Here is a 21180-nt window from a genome sequence, read left to right as displayed (position 1 = left end):
CACGGAGGCCACGGAGGCCACGGAGGCCACGGAGGCCACGGAGGCCACGGAGGCCACGGAGGCCACGGAGGCCACGGAGGCCACGGAGGCCGCGGCGTTCAGCGGCGGCGGATCAGTGAGGCGGCGGCCAGCACGGCGACGACGACCGAGGCGAACAGCCCCGCGAACCAGCCGTACTCGATCGTGGGGTGGACGTCGATCAGCCCGGGGACGCGGAAGTTCAACCGGTCGGCCAGGTCCTGGGGGTCCATGAGGAACATCGCGAGGGAGAAGGCGGCGACCGCGCCCGGCAGGATCGCGAACCCGGTGAACAGCCAGCTCCGCACCACGCCGAGGATCCCGAGCAGCATCGCCACGAGCCCGGCGACCATGACGGCCCAGCCCGCTCCGTCACCCACGCCCCGCACCACGTGGCCGACCTCGGCGTCCAGCACGCTGAACCGCGCCGTCACCCCCGCCCACGGCAGCAGCGCCGTCACGGCCAGTGCGAGGCCGGCGACGATCACGCCGATGGCCAGCAGCAGACTGGGGGTGCTCCGGCCCGGCATCGCGTAGCCGGGCAGGGTGGGTTCAGACACGATCACCAGGCTACGGCCCGACGTCCACCGCTGGTGTCCGTTGCGGCATGGCAGGCCCCGATTTCTCCGCTCATGAGGTCGAGTAGAGATCGGCCGCGCGCTCGGCGCGTTCGAGGCGGGACCGCAACTCCACGGTGTCGCGGGCGAGGGCGGAGGCGAGCACTCCCGGCCCCGCGAGGGGCAACGCGGCCCATCCGTCGCCGATCGTGGCCCGGGGCTCCCGCTTCCGATCACGGGCGGCGTCCCACTGCGGCCCCGCGACGAGGGTGGAGCCGACGCACCGGGCGTCGCCGTACACGGCGGGGCCGTCGACCGCCGGATCTCCGATGAGCAGCTCCTGTCTCAGCAGCGGCCGTCCGGCGACGGTGGCGTCGAACCTGGTACGGCAGCGGCCTGGCCGTTCGCCGTGCCGTCCGAAGACGATCTCCTCACGCCAGAAGAGCACGGCGTCCTCGGCGAGCGAGAGCTGTACGGCCATGTGGTGCGAGCACCCGGCGGCGAGCACGGTCGGCTCCGGTGAGAAACGCAACGACGCGCCCCCGCCGACGCGGGCGTCGACCAGCATGACCGAATCCGCGGGGGAGGAGCCGGGGAGCACCAGAGTGGACGCCACCGAACGCACCTCCAGATCGGTGCCTGGGGCGACGTCGATCGTGAGCTCCAGGCGGTCCCCACCGAGCGGGCCCGCCCCGGTCGAGACCAGGTGCACCAGGCCGGGGCCCGTCTGACGCAGCGTCAGCGGCGGATCGGACCGCAACGTCTCCAGGCGCGTCCGCCCGCCCGCCGCCTCCGTCGCGATGACCGCTCGTGCTGTCACCGACGACGTACGCGACGCCGCGGGGCTGCTGAGCGGTGTCGTCATGGCGCTCAGGCGGCCGTCGTCGGGGTCGTGTGGGTGTGGTCGTGTGTGTGGGCGTTGGCGTGCTTCCAGGCGTTCACGAGGCTGGTGACCCACTCGGCGACGGAGTGGGCGCCGCGGTCCTCCCTGATCGAGGTGAACAACACCGGCCTGCCGTCGCGTACGGCCGCGGCGTCGCGGGACATCACGGTCAGGTCGGCCCCGACGAGCGGGGCGAGGTCGGTCTTGTTGACCACGAGGAGGTCGGCCGTGGTGACCCCGGGGCCGCCCTTACGGGGCACCTTGTCGCCGCCGGAGACGTCGAGCACGAAGATCTGCCGGTCGGCCAGGCCCCGGCTGAAGGTCGCCGTCAGGTTGTCGCCTCCGCTCTCGACGATCACGAGGTCGAGAGGGCCGAAACGCTCCTCCAGCGTCTCCACGGCGTCGAGGTTCGCGGCGATGTCGTCGCGGATGGCGGTATGCGGGCAGCAGCCGGTCTGCACCGCGAGGATCCGCTCCGGGTCGAGGACCCCTGCGCGGCGCAGGAACTCGGCGTCCTCGGTCGTGTAGATGTCGTTGGTCACCACCCCCAGCCGCATCGACGGGCCGAGACTTCTGCACAGCGCCGCCACCAGGGCGGTCTTGCCGCTTCCCACGGGCCCGCCGATGCCGAGCCGCAGTGCGCGCCCGTGCGGATCGGCCGCGTCGTGGAGGTCGTCGTGCTGAGCGCCCATATGTGGCCCGTCCTTCGGCTTCGGAGGTGATGCTGGGTGTCGTTCTCGGTTCGGGGGTGACCTCGTCAGGAGACGAAGAGCTTCATCGGGTTGTCGAGATGGCCTTCCGCCAGCAGGTCCAGCGCTGGAGCGGTGTGGCCGGGCAGAGCCGGCCACCCTGATCCGCCGGTCGGCACGACGTCGTCGATGAGCGACGCGCAGGCCGCGTGCGCGGCGTCGTTCAGCGCCGGAGCCAGGTCGGCGAGCAGTCGGTGCACGGTCACCGGGTCGAGCCCGAGCAGCCGCACCGCCGCCGTGGCCGGGCCGGTCACCGAGTTGTACGCCGCCGCCAGCGCCGCCTGATACGGGTCGCAGCCCGCCGCGGCCGCCGCCGCCCCGAGGGCGACGGGATGGTGCGCGCCCTCCGGTACGGCTCTCGCCAGCTCGTCGAGCACGGCCGACGGCCAGATCCTGCGGGCGGAGCGGATTAGCAGCCGTCCCTGGACCCGGCTGGCCTCACGCTGGGCGGGTGAGGCGGTCCGGGCGTCGGCCTCGGCGTCGAGCCGCCGCCAGAGACGGGCCGGGTCGGTGGCCGGCTCCGGATCGGTGTCCGGGGCTGAAGCCGGATCGGCGTCCAGGGCTGAAGCCGGGTTGGTGTTCTGGGCCGGTTCAGTGTCCTGGGCTGGGGCTGGGGCTGGGGCTCGGCCCGGGTTCGGGGTGGCGTTCAGGTCCGCGGCGTTCGGATCCGGGCCTGCGTGGCCGTACGGCCCGGCGGGGTGGTCCGCGGTGGCGGCGGCGAACTCGCAGGCGGCGGCGGCCAGCGCGGCGCTGACCAGCCCCGCCGTGGCGAGCCGGCCCCGGAGGAACCGCGCCAGATCCTCCGGGCCGGTGATCGTGCCGAGCCGCACCGCCTCCTCGGCGCCGCCCGAGTGGGCGTGACCGCCCGCGGGGAGCCGGGAGTCGGCCAGCAGCAGCAACGCCGCGTCGCCGGTCGGCCTGTCACGCATCCCGTCTCCTCTCCCGTGCTCTCGCATGGCAGGCCCTCCGGCTCAGAAGAGGAAGTAGCGCTGCGCCATCGGCAGCCGCTCGGCGGGGGCGGGCTCGATCAGCTCACCGTCGACGCGGACGGTGAACGTGTCCGGATCCACCTCGATGGCCGGCAGGGCGTCGTTGAGGGGCATCGAGTTCTTGCGCCGGTTCCGCACGTCGGCGACCGGCGCCAGGCGACGCCGTACGGCCAGGCGGTCGGCCAGGCCGTCCTCGATGGCCAGCGGGGCCACGAAGTGCAGCGACGTGGCTGCCGCGGTGGCCGGGGACGCACCGAACATCGGCCGGGGGAGGACCGGTTGCGGGGTCGGGATGGAGGCGTTCGCGTCGCCCATCTGGGCGTAGGCGATCACTCCGCCCTTGACGACCAGGTCGGGCTTCACGCCGAAGAAGGCGGGGCTCCAGAGCACGAGGTCCGCCAGCTTGCCGACCTCGACCGAGCCGACCTCGGCGTCCAGCCCATGGGCGATGGCCGGGTTGATCGTATATTTCGCGATGTAGCGGCGAGCGCGGAGATTGTCCGCTGGGTTGCCGGGTTCACCGGTGAGCGTGCCGCGCTGCGCCTTCATGACGTGCGCGGTCTGCCAGGTGCGGATGATCGTCTCGCCGACCCGGCCCATCGCCTGCGAGTCCGAGCCGATCATGGAGATCGCGCCGATGTCGTGGAGCACGTCCTCGGCGGCCATCGTGGCGGGCCGGATTCGCGACTCCGCGAACGCCAGGTCCTCGGGGATCGACGGGTTCAGGTGGTGGCAGACCATGAGCATGTCGAGGTGCTCGTGGTGGGTGTTGACCGTGTGCGGCCGCGTGGGATTGGTGGACGACGGCAGCACGTTGGCGTGGGACGCGACCTTGATGATGTCCGGGGCGTGGCCGCCTCCCGCGCCCTCGGTGTGATAGGCGTGGACGGCCCGGCCCGCGACGGCCTTCAGCGTCGACTCGACGAACCCCGCCTCGTTGAGCGTGTCCGTGTGGATGGCCGCCTGCACGCCGGTGGCGTCGCAGACGCTCAGGCAGGCGTCGATCGCCGCCGGGGTGGTGCCCCAGTCCTCGTGCAGCTTGAATCCCGACGCCCCGGCGCGCAGCTGCTCCAGCAGGCCTTCGGTGCTGACCGTGTTGCCCTTGCCGAGGAGGGCGACGTTGATCGGGTAGGAGTCCAGGGACTCCAGCATCCGGGCCAGGTACCAGGTCCCGGTCACGGTGGTCGCCTTGGTCCCCTCGGCCGGGCCCGTGCCGCCGCCGATGATCGTGGTGATGCCGGAGGCGAGGGCCTCGTCGAGGATCTGCGGGGCGATGAGGTGGACGTGGGAGTCGACGCCGCCGGCCGTGATGATCTTGCCGTTGCCCGCGAGGATCTCGGTCGACGGCCCGATGACCAGGTCGGGGTGCACGCCGTCCATGGTGTCGGGGTTGCCGGCCTTGCCGATGGCGGCGATCCGCCCGTCCCGCACGCCGATGTCGGCCTTGACGACTCCCCAATGGTCGAGGATCACCGCGCCGGTGATCACGAGGTCGGGCGCGCCGTCCGCCCGAGTCGTGCGGGCCTGGCCCATCGACTCGCGGATGACCTTGCCGCCGCCGAAGACCACCTCGTCGCCCGCTCCCGAGGGGCCCATCGACAGGTCTTCGGTGACCTCGACGAACAGGTCGGTGTCGGCCAGCCTGACCCGGTCGCCCGTGGTCGGGCCGTACAGGGCCGCGTAACGCGATCGCTCGATGTCAGCCACGGGCGCCGCCGTCCAGCGGGCCGGCCCACTCCGGGCGCAGGCCGGGCACGATGCGGTTCCCGGCGATCGGCACGAGCGTGACGTCGCGCTCGACACCCGGTTCGAACCTGACGGCCGTCCCGGCGGGGACGTCGAGACGTGTGCCCCACGCCGCCTGCCGGTCGAACTCCAGGCCCGGGTTGGCCGCCGCGAAGTGGTAGTGGGAGCCGACCTGGACGGGCCGGTCGGCGGTGTTGACCACGCGGAGGGTCACGCGTTCTCTGCCGGGGTTCAGCGGGACGGGCGCGTCGCCGTACACGATCTCGCCGGGCACGCCGAGTGCGCCGGGCGTGCTGGATGTGTCAAGCCTGCCGGGCACGCTGGATGTGTCGGGAACGCCGGGCTCGGCGGGTGTGCCGGGCTGGGCGGGCAGGCTGGGCACGCTGGGCTCGCCGGGTGTGCTCGCGCTGCTCATCGGGCGCCTCCCTCTCCTGCCTGCGTCCATGCGCGCGGTACGGCGTGCGCGGCGCGTCCCGGGCCGTTTCCTGCGGTGGATGCCGGGGCCGTGCGACCGGGTGGCTCGCGGTCCCAGGCGGCGCCCCGGCTCATGTGATCGGGTTGTGGACGGTGACGAGCTTGGTGCCGTCAGGGAATGTGGCCTCGATCTGGACGGAGTCGAGCATCTCGGGCACGCCCTCCATGACGTCGTCGCGGCGGAGCACCTTGCGGCCGGCGTCCATGAGGTCCGCCACGCTCCTGCCGTCGCGGGCCCCCTCCAGCAGGAAGGACGCGATCATCGCGGTGGCCTCGGGATGGTTGAGCCGCAGGCCCCGCTCCTTGCGGTCGCGGGCCACGCCGGCGGCGACGTGAATGAGGAGGCGTTCCTGTTCGTGTGGGGTCAGCCGCATGGCGGGACAATAGAGAATCGCAGTTTCCCTCGCGTTACTGGTTCATTTCCAGCGTGTATCGGGATCGACGTGAGTGACGGCTCATAAGTTGTTAACTTTCTGGAGCTTTTCGAGAAATCTCACGCTATCAACATGACCGCAGGGAGACGGCCGCGAGCCGTATCGGCAAGGAGGAATGATTGCGCAATTCGGCCCGGGGGCTGAACCGCCGCCTGGATTCCGGTGGTGGTGCTCGCCGCCTGCGGAAGGGTCGCCCTGGAGGGTGAGGGCCGAGCTCTCCTGCGGTGGCCGGTGGAGCCTGAAGGGCTGGAAAGCCGACCGTACATTTTTCTCCACGGGCGAGACCACGAATCGGCCAGATTGTGCCAGGCCCCGGCCATCTCAAGGAACTGGGGAAAGAGGAATCAGGTCCTGTCGGGCGGCGACCACGTGTTCCCCGGAACGGCCGGAAATCGTCGAACGCCTCTGCCGCGGTGAACGGCATGGAGGTTCTCGGTGAGGAATGCACCCCGCTGGTGAAACGAAATGGCCGAGACCGGGTCCGCCGAGCGCGCCAGGCCGGATCCGCGGGTACAGGAGATTCATCCGGGGGCAGGCGCGCGAGGAGGCCGATGATGTTGTCCGTTGAAGTCCTCGAGGCCGGGTACGGCGGCGCGCAGGTGCTCTTCGGCGTCTCCATGGAGGTCGGCGACGGCCGGCTGACCTGCGTGATGGGCCGGGACGGCGTGGGCAAGACGACCCTGCTCAACGTCGTTATGGGCGTCGTGCCGGTGTCCGGCGGGTCGGTGACCTTCGAGGGCAGGCCGCTGACCGGTCTCAGGCCGGACCAGCGCGTACGGCTCGGCATCGGCTACGTGCCCCAGGGCCACGACACCTTTCCCCAGCTCAGCGTGATGGGGAACCTGATGGTCACGCTGGAGGCCTCGCCGCACAAGGACGCGACGGCCGTCGACGACGCGCTGGAGCTCTTCCCCGGGCTCGGGCCGCTGCTGAAGAGACCGGCCGGAAACCTGCCCGGCGGGCGGCAGCGGCAACTCGCGATGGCCAGGGCCCTGGTGACGCGCCCCCGGCTGCTGATCCTGGACGAGCCGACCGAGGGCGTCGAGCCGTCGATCATCCTCGAGATCGAGGAGGCCATCGAGCGGTTGCGCGCATCCGGGCTCGCGATGTTGCTGGTGGAGCGGCATCTCGACCTCGCTCTCCGACTGGCCGACGACTTCGTGATCCTCGACGCGGGCAGGGTGGTGCGGTCCGGAACCGCGGAAGAGCTCAAGGGAGAGGACGTCCACCGCCTGCTCGCGGTCTGACGGAGCCTGGCGAGGGCCTCCGATGAAGCCGCCTGCCGGAACGTCCGGCCGGGGGCGGTGCCGAAAGGGCCTATGCCGTACGGGGCTGGCGCCGTACAGGGGTGCCGTACCGGCGCCGCTCCTGTGCCGGGCGCCGGGCGGGTCGCGCGCAACCGGGGTCACGGCCGGGGTTATGGTCGAAGAGAGGAAGCGATCGAATGCATGAACGCCTCTGGCCTCGCCGGGACTGATCGACAAGAGTCCTGTGGACCTGGCCCTGCGCATGGCCGATTCGCTTCCTCCTCGACGCGGAGGCCCTCTGGGCTCAGATGCGCAGCTGCCACTCGTTCCACAGGTCGAGCACCTGGAAGCCCATCTTCTCGTTGATGCCGAGCATGTGACTGTTCGACGTCGAGTTCCACGTCACCACCCGCTCCACGGACGGCTCGCAGGCGTGGAACCACGCGAGGTTGGCGAGCTTCAGGATGAGGCCGAGCCGCCGGCCCCGATGCGGGCGCAGCACGGCGGTGTCGTGCTGCCGGGCCCATCCGTCCGGCTCGTGGGCGTCGACGGCGATCCGGGTGAATCCCGCAGGCTGGCCGGTGCTCGTGTGCCGCGCGACCATCGTGTACGCCCTGAGTCCCGCCGCGGCCATCATCCGATCGTGCGCGCGGATCCTGGCGGGATCCCAGTGCTGGTCCTCGATGTCCAGGTCGCCGAGCGGCTCGTCGTTCATGCCGCTCATCAGCTCCGGCATGTCGCCGAGTTGCTCCTCGCTCACCGGGCCGGCCCAGCGTTCGAGCGAATAGTCCCGCGCGTGCCGTACCGCGTCGCCTCGCATGAGCTCGAGACCGGACCAGTCGGCCGTGCGCAGGTCGAGGACCCGCCGCGCCTCCGTGGCGGCGGGGGAGAAGCCGAAGGCCTCGGCGAACTGCGCGCCCGGCCGGTCGACGGCCGCCTCCGCGAGGATCACCCGCCGCCCCTCGGCCCTGGCCCGGTCGACCGCGTGGCGCAGCAGGGACCCGCCCACGCCGCCCCGCCTGTGGTCGGGGTGAACGGTCAGCAGGCGGATCATCGCCAGATGCGTGTTGTCCGACTGGGGGTAGATCAGGGCGTACCCGCCGACGATCTCGCCCGAGCGGCGGGCCACCCAGGCCTCGCTGCGCTCGTCAGACCAGCCGTGCTCGATCACGACCTGGAAGTGGCGGAACGACATCCGCGGTCCAGGCCCCGGATCGGCGCGATCGGCGGCGTACAGGCCTGACATGCGATCGCCGGGGACGCTGAAGTCGACGCGCTCGATCTGCATGTCGTCAAGACAATCTCACCGCCGTCCACCGGCGCGAGTGGTTTTCGGCTGGTGAGACGGCGGGTGACGTGCGACGACCTGAGGGGTTACTGCAGGTAGTTCTCGACCTCGCCGACCGGGCGGGCGGCCGCGTCGTCGGGGTCCTCACCCGCACCGCGACGGGCCCGGCGCTGGCGCAGCAGATCCCAGCAGCGATCGAGCGACTCTTCGAGATCGCGGATTCTGGTGTGCTCCTCCTCCGAGTTCAGCTCACCCGCGGCGAGACGCCGGCGCAGGGTGTGCTCCTCGTCGATGAGCTCACCGATCTGACCGAGGATCTCGTTGTCCTTCATGGCGCAACCCCCTTCGTTGTGAGTCACCCTAGCGTGAGGGGAAACAGACCATCTGGCCGCATATGAGTGCCTGGGCGACACGTTGAGAGCCGGGGGACGAGGGGTGATGGCGATCGGGGTCCCCGTCCGGGCCAGGTTCGGAGGTCTGCTAGTCTCCTTGGCATGCTGCGCGGGCTCCTTCTTATCCGCCGCGTCGAGGGCCTGTAAGAGGTCGGCTCCCTCGTCGCGGTGAGGCTCACGCGCGTCGGCCGTCAATGATCTCTCTCACTGGCGACGCCTCTCAATTCGATCGGGACCAGATCTCTCGCGTCGCCGTGTGCCCGACGAGGAGCATGATGAATTCCCAGCAGCCCAGCCCCATGCCGTTCCACCGCTACACGCCGTTCGAACCGATCCGGCTGACCGACCGCACCTGGCCGGACAAGGTCATCACCAAGGCGCCCCGGTGGTGCGCCGTCGACCTCCGCGACGGCAACCAGGCCCTGATCGACCCCATGGACGCCGACCGGAAGCTCAAGATGTTCGAGCTGCTGGTACGGATGGGGTACAAGGAGATCGAGGTCGGCTTCCCCGCGGCGTCGCAGACCGACTTCGACTTCATCCGCCAGATCATCGAAGAGGACCGCATCCCCTCCGATGTCGTCATCCAGGTCCTCACACAGGCCAGGCCCGAGCTGATCGAGCGCACCTTCGAGTCGCTGCGCGGCGCCCGCCAGGCCATCGTCCACCTGTACAACTCGACCTCGACCCTTCAGCGCCGGGTCGTCTTCGGCCTGGACAAGGACGGCATCACCGCCATCGCCGTCGAGGGCGCCAAGCTGTGCAAGAAGCTGGCCGCCCAGATGGACGGCACCGAGATCTACTTCCAGTATTCGCCCGAGTCGTTCACCGGCACCGAGCTGGAGTACGCGGTCGAGGTCTGCAATGCCGTCAACGACGTATGGCAGCCGACGCCCGACCGCAAGGTGATCATCAACCTGCCGGCGACCGTCGAGATGGCCACGCCCAACGTGTACGCGGACCAGATCGAGTGGATGAACCGCCACCTGGCGTACCGGGACTCCGTGGTGCTGTCGCTGCACCCCCACAACGACCGGGGCACCGCCGTCGCCGCGGCGGAGTTCGGGTACATGGCGGGAGCCGACCGCATCGAGGGCTGCCTGTTCGGAAACGGGGAGCGGACCGGCAACGTCTGCCTGGTCACCCTGGGGATGAACCTCTTCTCCCAGGGCATCGACCCTGAGGTCGACATCTCGGACATGGACGAGATCCGGCGGGTCGTCGAGTACTGCAACCAGCTGCCCGTCCACCCTCGCCACCCCTGGGGCGGCGAGCTCGTCTACACGGCCTTCTCCGGCTCCCACCAGGACGCCATCAAGAAGGGCTTCGAGCACCTCGAGCGTGACGCGGCGGCCGCTGGGGTCCCGGTGGACGAGTTCACCTGGGCCGTGCCGTACCTGCCGATCGACCCCAAGGACATCGGCCGTTCGTACGAGGCCGTGATCCGCGTCAACAGCCAGTCGGGCAAGGGCGGCGTGGCCTACATCATGAAGGCCGACCACCAGCTCGACCTGCCGCGCCGGCTGCAGATCGAGTTCTCCCGCGTCGTCCAGGCTCACACCGACGCCCAGGGCGGCGAGGTCACGGCGGCGGCGATGTGGGACGCGTTCGCCGACGAGTACCTGCCCAACCCGGACAAGCCGTGGGGGCGCCTCGGCCTGCTGGCCCACCGTCACTCCTCGACCGTCGACGACAAGGACATGATCAGCGCCGATGTGCGGATCGACGGTCAGATCCGCGAGATCGAGGGGGTCGGCAACGGCCCGATCTCGGCCTTCTGCGACGCGCTCGAAGGGGTCGGCGTCGTGGTGCGGGTGCTCGACTACACCGAGCACGCGATGAGCGCGGGGGCCGACGCGAAGGCCGCGTCCTACGTGGAGTGCGAGGTCATGGGGCCGAAGGGCGCCGTCGTGCTGTGGGGAGTCGGCATCGACGCCAACACGACGACCGCCTCACTCAAGGCCATCATCTCGGCGGCCAACCGCGCCACTCACCCCTAACCCCCCTCTTGGGTGTGATCATGCACGGATTCGTGAAGATGTGCGCTGAGCCGCATCGACGGCCGTCGTGATCATGCAATGGCGGTGAGTCGTGGGGCTGGACTGAACTGACCCCGGCGTACGGCCGCCGGCCGGCGAATGGCGGCCGACGCGCAGAAGGCGGAAGGCGGCACTCTCGTCTCAGAGGGTGCCGCCTTCTCTGCATGATCGCGAAGCTCGTTCGCGCAGGTGAGACGGTGTTCCGCCGAATTCATGCATGATCACGCGGGAGGGAGGCCGATGAGGGCGGCCAGGCAGAGCATGTTGTGCTCGAAGAGCTCCCTCCGGTGGTCGATCACGTTGTTGAACTGGCCGAACAGCTCGAAGTTCACCATGCCGAACAGCCCGGTCCAGGCGACGATGCCCCGTGTCACCACGTCGTCCGAGACGCCGGGCATGACGCTCCGCACCGCGTCGGCGTCGGACGACAACACCTCGGGAGGCGCCGGGCACATGACGGGCGGGGTCAGCCGGCCCGCCGCCTGCGCCTCCGAGATGATCCGCCCGTACACCACCGTGTCCCGGCTGGCCGGGCCGATCGTGTCCTCCGGGGCCTGGTAGCCCGGCACCGGCGAGCCGTACAGCAGGGCGTACTCGTGGGGGCGCTCCAGGGCCCAGGTTCGTACGGCATGGCAGACGGCCAGCCAGCGCCCGGTGAAGTCGTCCCGCGGGCTTCCCGCGTCGGCGGTCTCCACGGCCTCGCCGATGGCGTTGTACCCATCGATGATCAGCGCCGTCAGCAGGTCGTCACGGCTCGGGAAGTACCGGTAGATCGCCGACGACACCATCCCCATGTCCCTCGCGACGGCGCGGAGCGACAGTCCGCCCGCCCCCTCCGTCGCGAGCTGGCGGCGCGCGATGTCCGTGATCTCCCGGATCAGCTCCGCTCGGACCCGCTCTCTGGCGGTACGGCTCGCGTTCATGTCCGCAGGCTATCAGAGCGGTGCCACAAAAAGAGAGCACTGCTCTTGACGAGCATCGCTCTCAAGAGAGAGCATTGCTCTCGCAAGCCTGCACCTGATGCGTTACACGGAGGCGGAAATGGCCAAGGCAGCGAATGCCGCACTGATGTTCTTCTTGGAGCTCGGGGTCTTGTTCTCGGTCGGCTACTGGGGATTCACGGTGAGCGAGAGCCTGCCGTTGCGTCTGCTGGCCGGGATCGGCGCTCCTGCTCTGTTCATCGCGGTGTGGGCGATCTTCGGGGCCGCCAACAATCCGCCCGTCCCGCTCAAGGGCATCGCGCGCGCAGTGCTGGAGATCCTCTGGTTCGGGGGAGGGGCCGCGGCTCTGATCGCCTCCGGGCTGGTCACCGCCGGAACCGTCTTCGCCGCCGTCTACATCGTCAACGCCGTACTGCGGCTCATCTGGCACCAGGTCTGAACGGCACCAGGTCTGAAGTCGACAGGTTCACCACGTCTGAAGGAGGAAGTCGTCATGGGGAAGCACGTCATCGTCGGAGCCGGACAGGTCGGCGGGCACGTCGCGCGGGAGCTGGCGGAGCAGGGTCACGAGGTCGTCGTCGTCACGCGTTCGGGCTCCGGCCCCAAGCGCCCGGGGATCCGCCTGGTCGCGGGACACGCCGCGGACTCGGCCGCGATGCGTCGGCTCGCCGACGGGGCCGACGCGCTCTACAACTGCATGAACCCGAAGTACCACCAGTGGGTGCGGGACTGGCCGCCCGTCGCGGCCGCACTCCTGGAGGCCGCGGAGGCGACCGGGGCCGTCCTCGCCACGATCAGCAACCTGTACGGCTACGGCCCCGTCGACGGCCCGATGACGGAGGACCTGCCGCTGGCGTCCACCGGCACGAAGGGTCGCGTGCGGGCCGAGATGTGGGCGCAGGCCCTGGCCGCCCATCAGGCGGGACGGGTCCGCGTCACCGAGATCAGGGGCTCCGACTACTTCGGCCCGGGGTCGTCCGACCAGTCGTACCTGGGCGGGCGATTCCTCGGGCCCCTCCTGGACGGCAAGCCGGCCATGGTGCTGAGCGACCCGGACATCCCGCACAGCTGGACCTACATCCCCGACGTCGCCCGTGCGCTGATGGCCGCGGCGGCCGAGGAGAAGGCCTGGGGCCACGCGTGGCATGTCCCGACGGACCCGCCTGTCACCCTGCGGGAGATCGCGGAGAGGCTGGCCGCACTGGCCGGAGCGCCCGCCCCGCGCCTGCGGCGCATCCCCGGGTGGGTCCTCAGGGCCGCGGGCATGGCCGTCCCGTTCCTCAAGGAGATGAGGGAGACCCGCTACCAGTTCGACCGGCCGTTCGTTCTCGACTCGTCGGCGTCGCAGGCCGTTCTCGGCTCCGCCCCCACTCCGATGGAGGACGCGCTGAAGGCCACCCTCACCTGGTGGCGCGAGCAGTGATCCCACCCGAGCGGTGGCCCCACCGAGCGGTGACCCCAGCGGCGACCACAGAACACCGCAAAGGCGAAGAACGGGCTGAGACTGTGACAGGGTGATCCGCGTGACTGAACGAGTGACCGAACCACTGGACGAAGGCTGGGAACGGCGTCTCGCCGAGGTGCGGGCGTCGATCGACCGGCGCGACGAGGCGGAGTTCCTGGCCCTGGCGCTCGTCGGCACGGGTCACGAGCGCGAGGCGGTCTCGCTCGCGCTCGGCGCGCCGGCCCCGCACCTGCCCAGGTACCAGCGTTCGCTGGCCAACTACGCGTGGCTCCTCATGGAGGACCGATGACATCGCCTCAGGAGGCCGTGAGCCGGCCACGCGTCGCGGTGATCGGGCTCGGGGACATCGCGCAGAAGGCCTACCTCCCGGTGCTCGGGGCGACGCCGGGCCTCGACCTCCTCTTCTGCACCCGGGACCGGCCGACGCTGGACCGGCTGGGCGACGCCTATCGAGTGGCCGAGAGGTTCACCTCGGTCGGCCAGGTCGTCGCGGCGGGGATCGACGCCGCCTTCGTGCACGCTGCGACGCCCGCCCACGTGGACATCGTGACGGAGCTGATCGAGGCGGGCGTCCACGTCTTCGTGGACAAGCCGCTCGCGTACGACCTTCCCGACGCGGAGAAGCTCGTACGGCTGGCGGCGGAGCGCCGCCGGTCGCTCATGGTTGGGTTCAACCGGAGATACGCGCCGGACTATGCGGCGTTGCGCGACCTGCCGCGTGACCTCGTGATCATGCAGAAGAACCGTGCAAGCCAGCCGGACGACCCCCGCCGGGTGGTGTTCGACGACTTCATCCACGTGGTGGACACGTTGCGATTCCTCGCTCCGGGTGACGTCACCGACGTGTCGATCGACGTACGGGTCCGGGACGGGCTGCTGGAGCATGTCGTCCTCCACCTGCGCGGCTCCAGCGCGGCTCAGGAAGCGGGGAACACGGACTTCACCGCGATCGGGATCATGAGCAGGGTCAGCGGCGCGAGCGAGGAGAGCTGCGAGGTCATCGGCGGCGGCGCCAAGCGCCGGGTCGTCAACCTGGCCGGAGTGGTCGAGTACTCGGGCACGGAGGCGGTCGGCCACCGCGGTGACTGGGTGCCGGTGGCCCGCCAGCGCGGCATCGAGCAGGCGTGCCAGGAGTTCCTCACGTCGGTGCGCGAAGGCCGCCTGATCACCGCCGACGACGCGCTGCGAACCCACGTCCTGTGCGAGGAGATCGTGGCCGCCGCGGGCTAGAGGCGCAGCGGCGACGGCCCACCCTCGTACGGCGAAACGCCGCCGGAGGTGGGCCGTTTCCTCATTGCATGCCGCTCAGCGGGAGGACAGGTACTCTTCGCCGAGCGTGCGAAGACGGCTGTGCGCCGACTCGTAGATCTCAGGACCGCCCAGGTACGCCTTGGGCAGCTTGGCGACCATCGTGTAGTTGGTGTCGCACACGTTGCCCACGGGGGCCTCGCCGCCCTGGCTGACCAGCTGGTAGGCGTCCAGCTCGTCGAGACCGGTGAGCGAGGCGGACCATGTCACGAGGTCGTGCTGGCTGATGCGGTAGGCGTCCTCCAGCGGCCGCGCCGACCCGGTCGACATGAGGTGCTCGTCGTCCTCGAGCCGCGGCCAGGGCGTGGTGACACCCTTGATCAGCTCGACGGCGACGACGGTGTTCATCGCGGCCTCGACCGCGGTGCCGCAGACCTCGCCGTGTCCCTGGCGGCAGTGGCCGTCGCCGACGGCGAACAGGCCGCCCTCGACGTTGACCCCGAGATAGACGGTCACGCCCGCACGCAGCTCGGGGGTGTCCATGTTGCCGCCGTGGGCGTCCGGCGTGATCGTCATCCGCGCCTCGGACGCGGCGGGCGCGACGCCCACCGTCCCGTGCATCGGGTCGAGCGGCATCTCGACCGTGAAGTCGCCCCTCCGCGCGTGGTAGCGGACGATCCGCTTCTCGGCGTCGACCTCGTAGAGCCACACGACCTCGTCGAGCGGCGGGTGCAACATCGCGGTCGTGTGCGTGGCCGTCAACGCGCCGAAGTGCGGGAACGTGGTCGAGACCGCCCAGTCGCGGGCCGGCTCGATGGAGACGAAGTGCAGCGCGAGCGTGTCGCCCGGCTCGGCGCCCTCCACGTGGAAGGGGCCGGTGACCGGGTTCAGGTACGGGAACTCACACACCTGCGAGGGGAGATCGTCCACCCCGCGCACCCGGCCGCCGAAGCAGTCCTCGGTGAACATTTCCACCACCGTGCCCGGGGCGATCCTGGCCACCGCCGGACGGCCGCCGAAGGTGTAGGACAGCTCCTCTGGCGCCGGCCGGTAGGAGAAGACGTTCACTCGCTGACCTCCGAGTTGATTCCGGAAAGGGTGGGTCGCCGGCCCATCAGGTAGGAGACGACGAGGATGACCGCGCCGATGGCGAGCCAGACGAAGCCCAGCGTCTGGGCGGCGATGCTGGCGTTGATCACGACGTAGAGCAGGATGAGGAAGCCGATGGCGGGCGCGATCAGGTGGCGCCACCAGTCGCGGCTGCCCTGCCGTACGAGGTAGTGGACGACGACGGACACGTGCAGCGCGAGGAAGGCGGTCATCGCGCCGAAGTTCACCAGCTGGGTGAGCAGGGTGAGGCCGTCGTCACGCGAGTTCATGTACAGGCCGAAGCCCAGGGACACCGCGGCCACCACGAAGGTGGCGTTGACCGGCACCTTGTGCTTGGGGTGGATCTTGCCGAGGAAGCTGGGGAGCTGCTTGTCGCGGGCCATCGCGAACAGCAGCCGCGAGGTCGCGGCCTGGGCGACGAGCGAGTTGGCGAAGCCCCACGCGATGGCGGTCGCGACGGCGGTGAGCACGCTCAGCCAGTGCCCTCCGGCGTACTCGGCCGTGTCGTAGAACGCCGAGCCGGCCGGGTCGCCGTTGGCGATCAGGTCGGCGCGGTTCGGCACGAGCAGCGCCGCCACCCAGGTCTGGACGACGAACAGCAGGCCCGCGAGGCCGAGCGCGGCGATCATGGAGCGGCCGAGGCGGCGGGTGCTCTCACGGCTCTCCTCGGCGAGCATCGAGATGCCGTCGAAGCCGAGGAACGACAGCACCGCCACGGACACCGCGCCGAAGACCAGCGACGAGGAGAACGTCGAGGAGTCGAACAACGGGGTGAACGCGCCGCCGTGCCCCTTGCCCTGGGCGAGGGCGACGACGCCGATCACCAGGAAGATCGCCAGCACGATCAGCTCGGCCACCAGCATGATCCTGTTCAGGCGGGCGGTCATCTCGATGCCGAGGTAGTTCACCACCGTGTTGAGCACGATGAAGCCGATCAGCCAGGCCCAGATCGGGATGGCGGGCACGAACGACGCCATGGCGGCGCTCGCGATCAGGTACAGCAGCGCGGGAACGAGCACGTAGTCGAGCAGGATGACCCAGCCGGCGAGGAAGCCGACGGGGGCGGCGATGCCGCGTCCCGCGTAGGTGTAGACGGAGCCCGCCATCGGGAAGGCCTTGGCCATCTCCGCGTACGACAGGGCGGTGAAGGCCATCGCCACCATGCCGATGATGTAGACGAGCGCCACCATGCCGCCGGAGGCCTGGAAGACGCTGCCGAAGATGCCGAACGGCGCGATCGGGACCATGAAGATCAGGCCGTAGATCAGCAGGTCGGTGAAGCTCAGTGAACGCCGCAACTCCTGCTTGTAGCCGAACTGCTCGACTCCGGCAGCGGGTGGTGGTGCGGGTGATGCGGAGGCCTCAGAGGGAGAGGACATTGACGGCTCCTAAAACACGCGGGATCAGAGCCGTACGATAGATCTAACCCTTTAGGACGAAAAGGTTTCGTTTGAAAGTTTTACGTGACGGTCATAACACCGCGATCCAGGCATGGCTTTGTCGTGAGTCAGGCCGAGGCGATGACCGAGAAGTCGAGCCCGTCCGCACGCCCGACGTAGACCCGCTGCAGGACGTGACGGTCACGGAGCGTCAGCCGTCCCCGGCCGGTGGTGACGGTCGCCCCGTCGGCCACCGCCTCGATGGCGGGAACGGCCAGCGTCCCCGCCCGGCCCGCCAGGGCCGCCAGCATGAGGACCCCCTCGTAGCAGCCGTGCCCGTGGCCGTTGAGCGACGGGGCGTCCGGCCCGAACATCCGGGCGTAGCGTTCGCCCAGGCCGAGGTTGGCGTCGGTGGCGAGGCTGCCGAAGTAGCCCATGGCCGCGTAGAGCTCCCCTGTCGTGTCGCCCCCGACGGCGAGCAGTCCGTGCTCCTCCAGCGCCCCGCACAGACGCGCGCAGCGCAGACCGCTCGCCGCGAACGCCCGGTTGAACGCGACCAGGTCGCTGCCGATGAGGTTGAGCAGCACGGCGTCGGGCCGCGCCGCCGCGATCTCCTCGATCAGCGTGGCCATCGCCGTCGTGCCGGACGGGACGAGCCGTTCGCCGACGATCCTCGCGGACCGCGCGCGCAGATGCCTCCGGGCCGAGGCGTGCACCAGCCGCGGCCAGACGTAGTCGTTGCCGAGCAGGAACCACCGACTGGCCCTGCGATGTTCGACCAGCCAGTCGAGCCCCGGCCCCACCTGCAGGGACGCCGGCTCGCCGAGGAAGTACACACCCGGTTTGCGGGCGCCTCCCTCGTAGGGCGGCGTGTAGACGAACGGCGCCGCGCCCGACAGCGAACGCTCGACGGCCACGCGCACGTCACTGGCGTGGGTGCCCACGACCGCCTGCACGACTCCGGCGCGCACCAGCCCGGAGACCTCGCGGGCCACCTCCGCCGGAGCCCTTCCCCCGTCGACGAGCACCAGCTCCACCGGCCGGCCCAGGACGCCGCCCGCGGCGTTGACTTCGGCGGCTCCGAGCATCGCGCAATTGATCGCGCACGGCCCGAGCAGGCCGAGCACGCCGGAGACGGGCACCACCAGGCCGACGCGGAGCGTCTCGGCTCGCACCAGGTGCGCTTCGAGGGGGTCGATGACCACCGTGACAGGATCAGCCACGTGCATGAGTATGGCCCTTGCGCGCTCGTGAACGAAGGGAGCCCACTGTGATGACGGCGGGACCCGACGGCGGGCGTGAGGCACCCCTTCCCCCTGTGCGTCCAGACCTGCGTATGGAGGCGCGTCCGGACCTGCGTATGGAGGTCCCTACGGATCTGCGTACGGGGTCTCCACCGGCGGGCGACGGGCTCGGCTCCTCCCTCGCCTATCTGCTGAGCCGGGCCGAGCGGAGCGTGAACCGGGCGCTGGCCGCCCCGCTCGCCTCCGAGGACGTGTCCGTCGAGCAGTGGCGCATCCTCCAGGCGCTCGCGGACGGGCGCGGTCACTCGATGGGCGAGCTCGCCGAGGCCGCGCTGATGCCGCACCCCACCCTGACCAAGGCCGTCGACCGGCTCGTCGAGCGTGCCGTCGTCTATCGCGGGCAGGACCCGGCCGATCGGCGGAAGGTGGCGGTATTCCTGGCGGATCGGGGAAGTGACCTCCTTGGCCGTCTCGAAGCGGGGATCGCCGAGCACCACCGGGCGATCCTCGCGTCGTACGGCACGGCCAGGACCGGGGAGCTCATGCGCGAGCTGGAGATCCTCGTGCGGGCGCTGGAAGGCTGATCGCGGGTCTTCCCGGGCCTGGCCTGGCCTGTGTGAACGACGACCCGCGACTCTCGAGGAGGACACGTGCCCGACTTACTGGTGGGGCCGATGCTGCGCCATGTCGACGGGACGAGCGCGTCCATCTGGGTGGAGACGAGCGAGCCGTGCGAGGTCGCCGTCGGCCTGGACGGTGAACGCGCTGCGGAGCGGACCTTCACCGTGCACGGCCACCACTACGCGATCGTCGACGTCGAGGGCGCGGGCGACTACACCGTCGAGCTGGACGGACGGCCTGTCTGGCCGGTCGAGGGGTTCCCGCCGAGCCGGGTCCGGCCGCTCGCGGAGCTGGGCAGGGTCGTCTTCGGCTCCTGCCGCACGAGCGTCCCGCACGACGAGGAGCACGAGAAGGTCCACGGGCCCGACGTGCTCAGGGAGTACGGGCTGCGCCTGATGGCGGGGGAGGACCCGCCGAGCCTGCTGCTGTTCCTCGGCGACCAGGTCTACGCCGACGAGCCCTCGCCGGAGATGATCGACTTCATCCGGGCCCGGCGGCAGGACGGGCCGGACGAGATCGTGGACTTCGAGGAATACGCCGAGCTGTACCGGCAGGCCTGGACCGAACCGGTGGTCCGCTGGGTTCTGTCCACCGTGCCGACGGCGATGATCTTCGACGATCATGACGTGCGCGACGACTGGAACACCTCCGCCGCGTGGCGGCGCCAGATGGCCGAGGTGCCGTGGTGGCCGTCACGGGTGGTGTCCGCGCTCGGTGCGTACTGGGTCTACCAGCACCTCGGCAACCTCTCGCCGTCCGATCGCAAGGCCGACCCCACGTTCGAGGCGATCCGGGCGGCCGACGGCGACGGTTCGGAGATCCTCGACGCGTTCGCCAGGCGGGCCGACGAGGATCCCCCCTCGACGCGATGGAGCTACGCCCGCGACATCGGCGGAACGCGCCTGATCATGCTGGACACGCGGTGTGCCAGAAACCTCGTCCCCGGACACCGCAGGATGATCGACGACGAGGAATGGTCCTGGTTCACCGATCTGGCGACGGGCGACGTCGACCACCTGCTTGTCGGATCCTCGGTGCCGGCGTTCCTGCCGAGCGGCATCTTCGACGTGGAGAGCTGGAACGAGGCCCTGGCTGACGGGGCGTGGGGCCGCCGCGCGGCGAGATGGGGGGAGAAGGTCCGTCAGGGCCTCGACCTCGAGCACTGGGGTGCGTTCCGCAGGTCCTTCGACGACCTCGGCCGCCTGCTCGTCGACGTCGCCGCCGGGCGGCGGGGGCGGGCGCCCGCCACGATCGTGCTGCTCTCCGGCGACGTGCACTACTCGTATCTCGCCGCGGCCGGCCCCGCCTCCGCCGATCTCGACGCGGCCCGGATCTACCAGGCGGTGTGCTCGCCGATCCGCAATCCGCTGAGCCGTACCCTGCGACTCGCCAACGTGGCCGCGTCGTTCGGCGTCGCGGGGCTCGCGGGCGCGGTCCTGGCGCGGATGGTGCGGCTGCCCCGGCGCTCCTTCCGGTGGAAGATCACGGACGGCCCCTGGTTCCCCAACGCGCTGGCCGCGCTGGACCTCGACGGCCGGTCGGCCGTCGTGCGCTGGTACGCGGCGCGTCCCGAATTCGGAGAGACGGCCCGGGTACGGCTGGCGCCCTGAGAGTCATGGGGGGGGCAGGGCCGGTCAGGGCGTCAGGTCCTGAGCTTTGTGCCGCAGGTCCTGAGCTTTGTGCAGCAGGTCCTGGGCTTTGCGCTGCCCGGTCAACGCGAGTGCGCTGGAAGCGAACGATAGAAATTCTGTTCGAAATCTGTAGCGGTTCGATTGCAGAGTGTGAGATTATTCGTACAGGATTTCGATTCGATTGGGCCGGGAGGTGGGAAACGTGGCCGATCCGTGTGGGCGACGTTCTTCACGTTCCGTGCCCGATTCCGGAGCCGGCGAGATGCCGTGTGGTCCGGCGTGGTGGGCGGAGGTGACGGCTCGGGCTCAGGCGTGGTCGTCCGATGGCAGTTCGGCGTTGAATCGCCCGCAGGTGGAAGACCTGTGGCCAGGTACGGCGGCAGCGCGCCGCACTGAGCCGGCATCGGATCCGCGGCCGGGTGGCGGCCAGTCGGGTGCCGGTTGGCCGGGTTTCAGCCAGTCACGTGGCGGCCCCTGGGGCGGCGGCCCGTCCGGTGGCGGCCCGCCCGGCGGCGGGCCGTCGGGTGGCGACTCGTCGGGTGCCAGGCCGTCGCGGCGTCCGGCCGCGGGCCCGCCTCGGACGCTCCAGGATCCGGTTCTTCACGCCTGGGCGACGACGATGCGGCGCCCTCAGAGGTGGATGAATCGGCCGCGCTGGTGGACGCGATCGGGGAGTCGGCCGGGCGGCTTGCGTCGGCGCCGTTGCCGGATTCGGCCAGTGTGTG

The 21180-nt window shown here is 70.4% G+C and carries 21 protein-coding genes; 8 read left to right on the top strand and 13 right to left on the bottom strand.

From position 1 onward, the window contains the following. Positions 1-98 precede the first annotated feature (98 nt). The 7 genes from Pph01_RS18735 to Pph01_RS18700 form a co-directional block, all read right to left on the bottom strand. A complete protein-coding gene (locus Pph01_RS18735; protein ID WP_204074408.1) occupies positions 99-578 on the bottom strand; it encodes a hypothetical protein in 480 nt (159 codons plus the stop codon). Positions 579-648: 70 nt separating this feature from the next. After that, positions 649-1440, bottom strand: a complete 792-nt coding sequence (locus tag Pph01_RS18730; RefSeq protein WP_204074407.1) for an urease accessory protein UreD — start codon at positions 1438-1440, stop codon at positions 649-651. Between the two features lie 5 nt (positions 1441-1445). Beyond that, entirely contained in the window at positions 1446-2150 is a 705-nt protein-coding gene (gene ureG / locus Pph01_RS18725; protein WP_204074406.1) for an urease accessory protein UreG, read from the bottom strand. 65 nt (positions 2151-2215) lie between these two features. Then, the gene (locus tag Pph01_RS18720) at positions 2216-3136 is read right to left on the bottom strand and encodes an urease accessory protein UreF (protein WP_239116827.1); all 921 of its coding nucleotides are present in this window, start codon (positions 3134-3136) and stop codon (positions 2216-2218) included. A gap of 42 nt (positions 3137-3178) precedes the next feature. After that, positions 3179-4903, bottom strand: coding sequence for an urease subunit alpha (locus tag Pph01_RS18710; RefSeq protein ID WP_204074405.1), 1725 nt, complete (start codon positions 4901-4903; stop codon positions 3179-3181). After that, positions 4896-5357 (bottom strand): urease subunit beta, encoded by a 462-nt coding sequence (locus Pph01_RS18705; protein WP_308441902.1) that lies wholly within the window; start codon positions 5355-5357, stop codon positions 4896-4898. The genes Pph01_RS18710 and Pph01_RS18705 overlap by 8 nt, the downstream gene beginning before the upstream one ends. A 130-nt stretch (positions 5358-5487) precedes the next feature. Then, positions 5488-5790, bottom strand: a complete 303-nt coding sequence (locus Pph01_RS18700; protein WP_203882612.1) for an urease subunit gamma — start codon at positions 5788-5790, stop codon at positions 5488-5490. 614 nt (positions 5791-6404) lie between these two features. Between Pph01_RS18700 and Pph01_RS18695 the strand changes: the two genes are divergently transcribed. Then, positions 6405-7097, top strand: coding sequence for an ATP-binding cassette domain-containing protein (locus Pph01_RS18695; RefSeq protein WP_204074404.1), 693 nt, complete (start codon positions 6405-6407; stop codon positions 7095-7097). A 304-nt stretch (positions 7098-7401) separates the two neighbouring features. On the opposite strand, the gene Pph01_RS18690 is transcribed toward Pph01_RS18695, so the two are convergent. Both Pph01_RS18690 and Pph01_RS18685 read right to left on the bottom strand, forming a co-directional pair. Beyond that, positions 7402-8385, bottom strand: coding sequence for a GNAT family N-acetyltransferase (locus tag Pph01_RS18690; RefSeq protein ID WP_204074403.1), 984 nt, complete (start codon positions 8383-8385; stop codon positions 7402-7404). Between the two features lie 86 nt (positions 8386-8471). After that, complete coding sequence (locus Pph01_RS18685) at positions 8472-8717, bottom strand: DUF2630 family protein (protein WP_204074402.1); 246 nt, start codon at positions 8715-8717, stop codon at positions 8472-8474. Positions 8718-9049: 332 nt separating this feature from the next. Between Pph01_RS18685 and leuA the strand changes: the two genes are divergently transcribed. Next, complete coding sequence (gene leuA / locus Pph01_RS18680; protein ID WP_204074401.1) at positions 9050-10777, top strand: 2-isopropylmalate synthase; 1728 nt, start codon at positions 9050-9052, stop codon at positions 10775-10777. A 260-nt stretch (positions 10778-11037) separates the two neighbouring features. On the opposite strand, the gene Pph01_RS18675 is transcribed toward leuA, so the two are convergent. Next, entirely contained in the window at positions 11038-11739 is a 702-nt protein-coding gene (locus tag Pph01_RS18675) for a TetR/AcrR family transcriptional regulator (protein ID WP_204074400.1), read from the bottom strand. A 118-nt stretch (positions 11740-11857) separates the two neighbouring features. Here Pph01_RS18675 and Pph01_RS18670 point away from each other — a divergent pair, with 118 nt between their 5' ends. The 4 genes from Pph01_RS18670 to Pph01_RS18655 all read left to right on the top strand — a co-directional run bounded on the left by Pph01_RS18670 (position 11858) and on the right by Pph01_RS18655 (position 14452). Further along, positions 11858-12196 (top strand): YrdB family protein, encoded by a 339-nt coding sequence (locus Pph01_RS18670; protein WP_204074399.1) that lies wholly within the window; start codon positions 11858-11860, stop codon positions 12194-12196. Between the two features lie 54 nt (positions 12197-12250). Beyond that, positions 12251-13180 (top strand): NAD-dependent epimerase/dehydratase family protein, encoded by a 930-nt coding sequence (locus Pph01_RS18665; protein WP_204074398.1) that lies wholly within the window; start codon positions 12251-12253, stop codon positions 13178-13180. A gap of 100 nt (positions 13181-13280) precedes the next feature. Further along, positions 13281-13511, top strand: a complete 231-nt coding sequence (locus Pph01_RS18660) for a tetratricopeptide repeat protein (protein WP_239116826.1) — start codon at positions 13281-13283, stop codon at positions 13509-13511. Next, positions 13508-14452 carry a Gfo/Idh/MocA family protein gene (locus tag Pph01_RS18655; RefSeq protein ID WP_204074396.1) on the top strand — a complete coding sequence of 315 codons (945 nt, stop codon included), beginning with the start codon at positions 13508-13510 and terminating at the stop codon, positions 14450-14452. Before Pph01_RS18660 ends, Pph01_RS18655 begins: the two co-directional genes overlap by 4 nt. 75 nt (positions 14453-14527) lie before the next feature. Here the strand turns inward: Pph01_RS18655 and Pph01_RS18650 are convergent, their stop codons facing one another. From Pph01_RS18650 to Pph01_RS18640, 3 genes are all read right to left on the bottom strand, one after another. After that, positions 14528-15538 (bottom strand): acetamidase/formamidase family protein, encoded by a 1011-nt coding sequence (locus Pph01_RS18650; RefSeq protein WP_204074395.1) that lies wholly within the window; start codon positions 15536-15538, stop codon positions 14528-14530. After that, positions 15535-16959 (bottom strand): APC family permease, encoded by a 1425-nt coding sequence (locus Pph01_RS18645; protein WP_204074394.1) that lies wholly within the window; start codon positions 16957-16959, stop codon positions 15535-15537. Before Pph01_RS18645 ends, Pph01_RS18650 begins: the two co-directional genes overlap by 4 nt. Positions 16960-17087: 128 nt before the next feature. Continuing rightward, entirely contained in the window at positions 17088-18182 is a 1095-nt protein-coding gene (locus Pph01_RS18640; protein WP_204074393.1) for a substrate-binding domain-containing protein, read from the bottom strand. Between the two features lie 137 nt (positions 18183-18319). Between Pph01_RS18640 and Pph01_RS18635 the strand changes: the two genes are divergently transcribed. Together Pph01_RS18635 and Pph01_RS18630 are read left to right on the top strand one after the other, a co-directional pair. After that, positions 18320-18787: a MarR family winged helix-turn-helix transcriptional regulator gene (locus Pph01_RS18635; protein WP_204074392.1), complete on the top strand. Its 468-nt coding sequence runs from the start codon at positions 18320-18322 to the stop codon at positions 18785-18787. A 66-nt stretch (positions 18788-18853) separates the two neighbouring features. Beyond that, positions 18854-20434 carry an alkaline phosphatase D family protein gene (locus tag Pph01_RS18630; protein ID WP_204074391.1) on the top strand — a complete coding sequence of 527 codons (1581 nt, stop codon included), beginning with the start codon at positions 18854-18856 and terminating at the stop codon, positions 20432-20434. The last annotated feature ends 746 nt before the right edge of the window (positions 20435-21180 follow it).

Origin of the sequence: Planotetraspora phitsanulokensis (genome assembly GCF_016863295.1) — a bacterium.
Taxonomy (GTDB): domain Bacteria; phylum Actinomycetota; class Actinomycetes; order Streptosporangiales; family Streptosporangiaceae; genus Planotetraspora; species Planotetraspora phitsanulokensis.
Note: the sequence above shows the minus strand (reverse complement) of the source record. Positions and strands in the feature narration are given on the sequence as shown.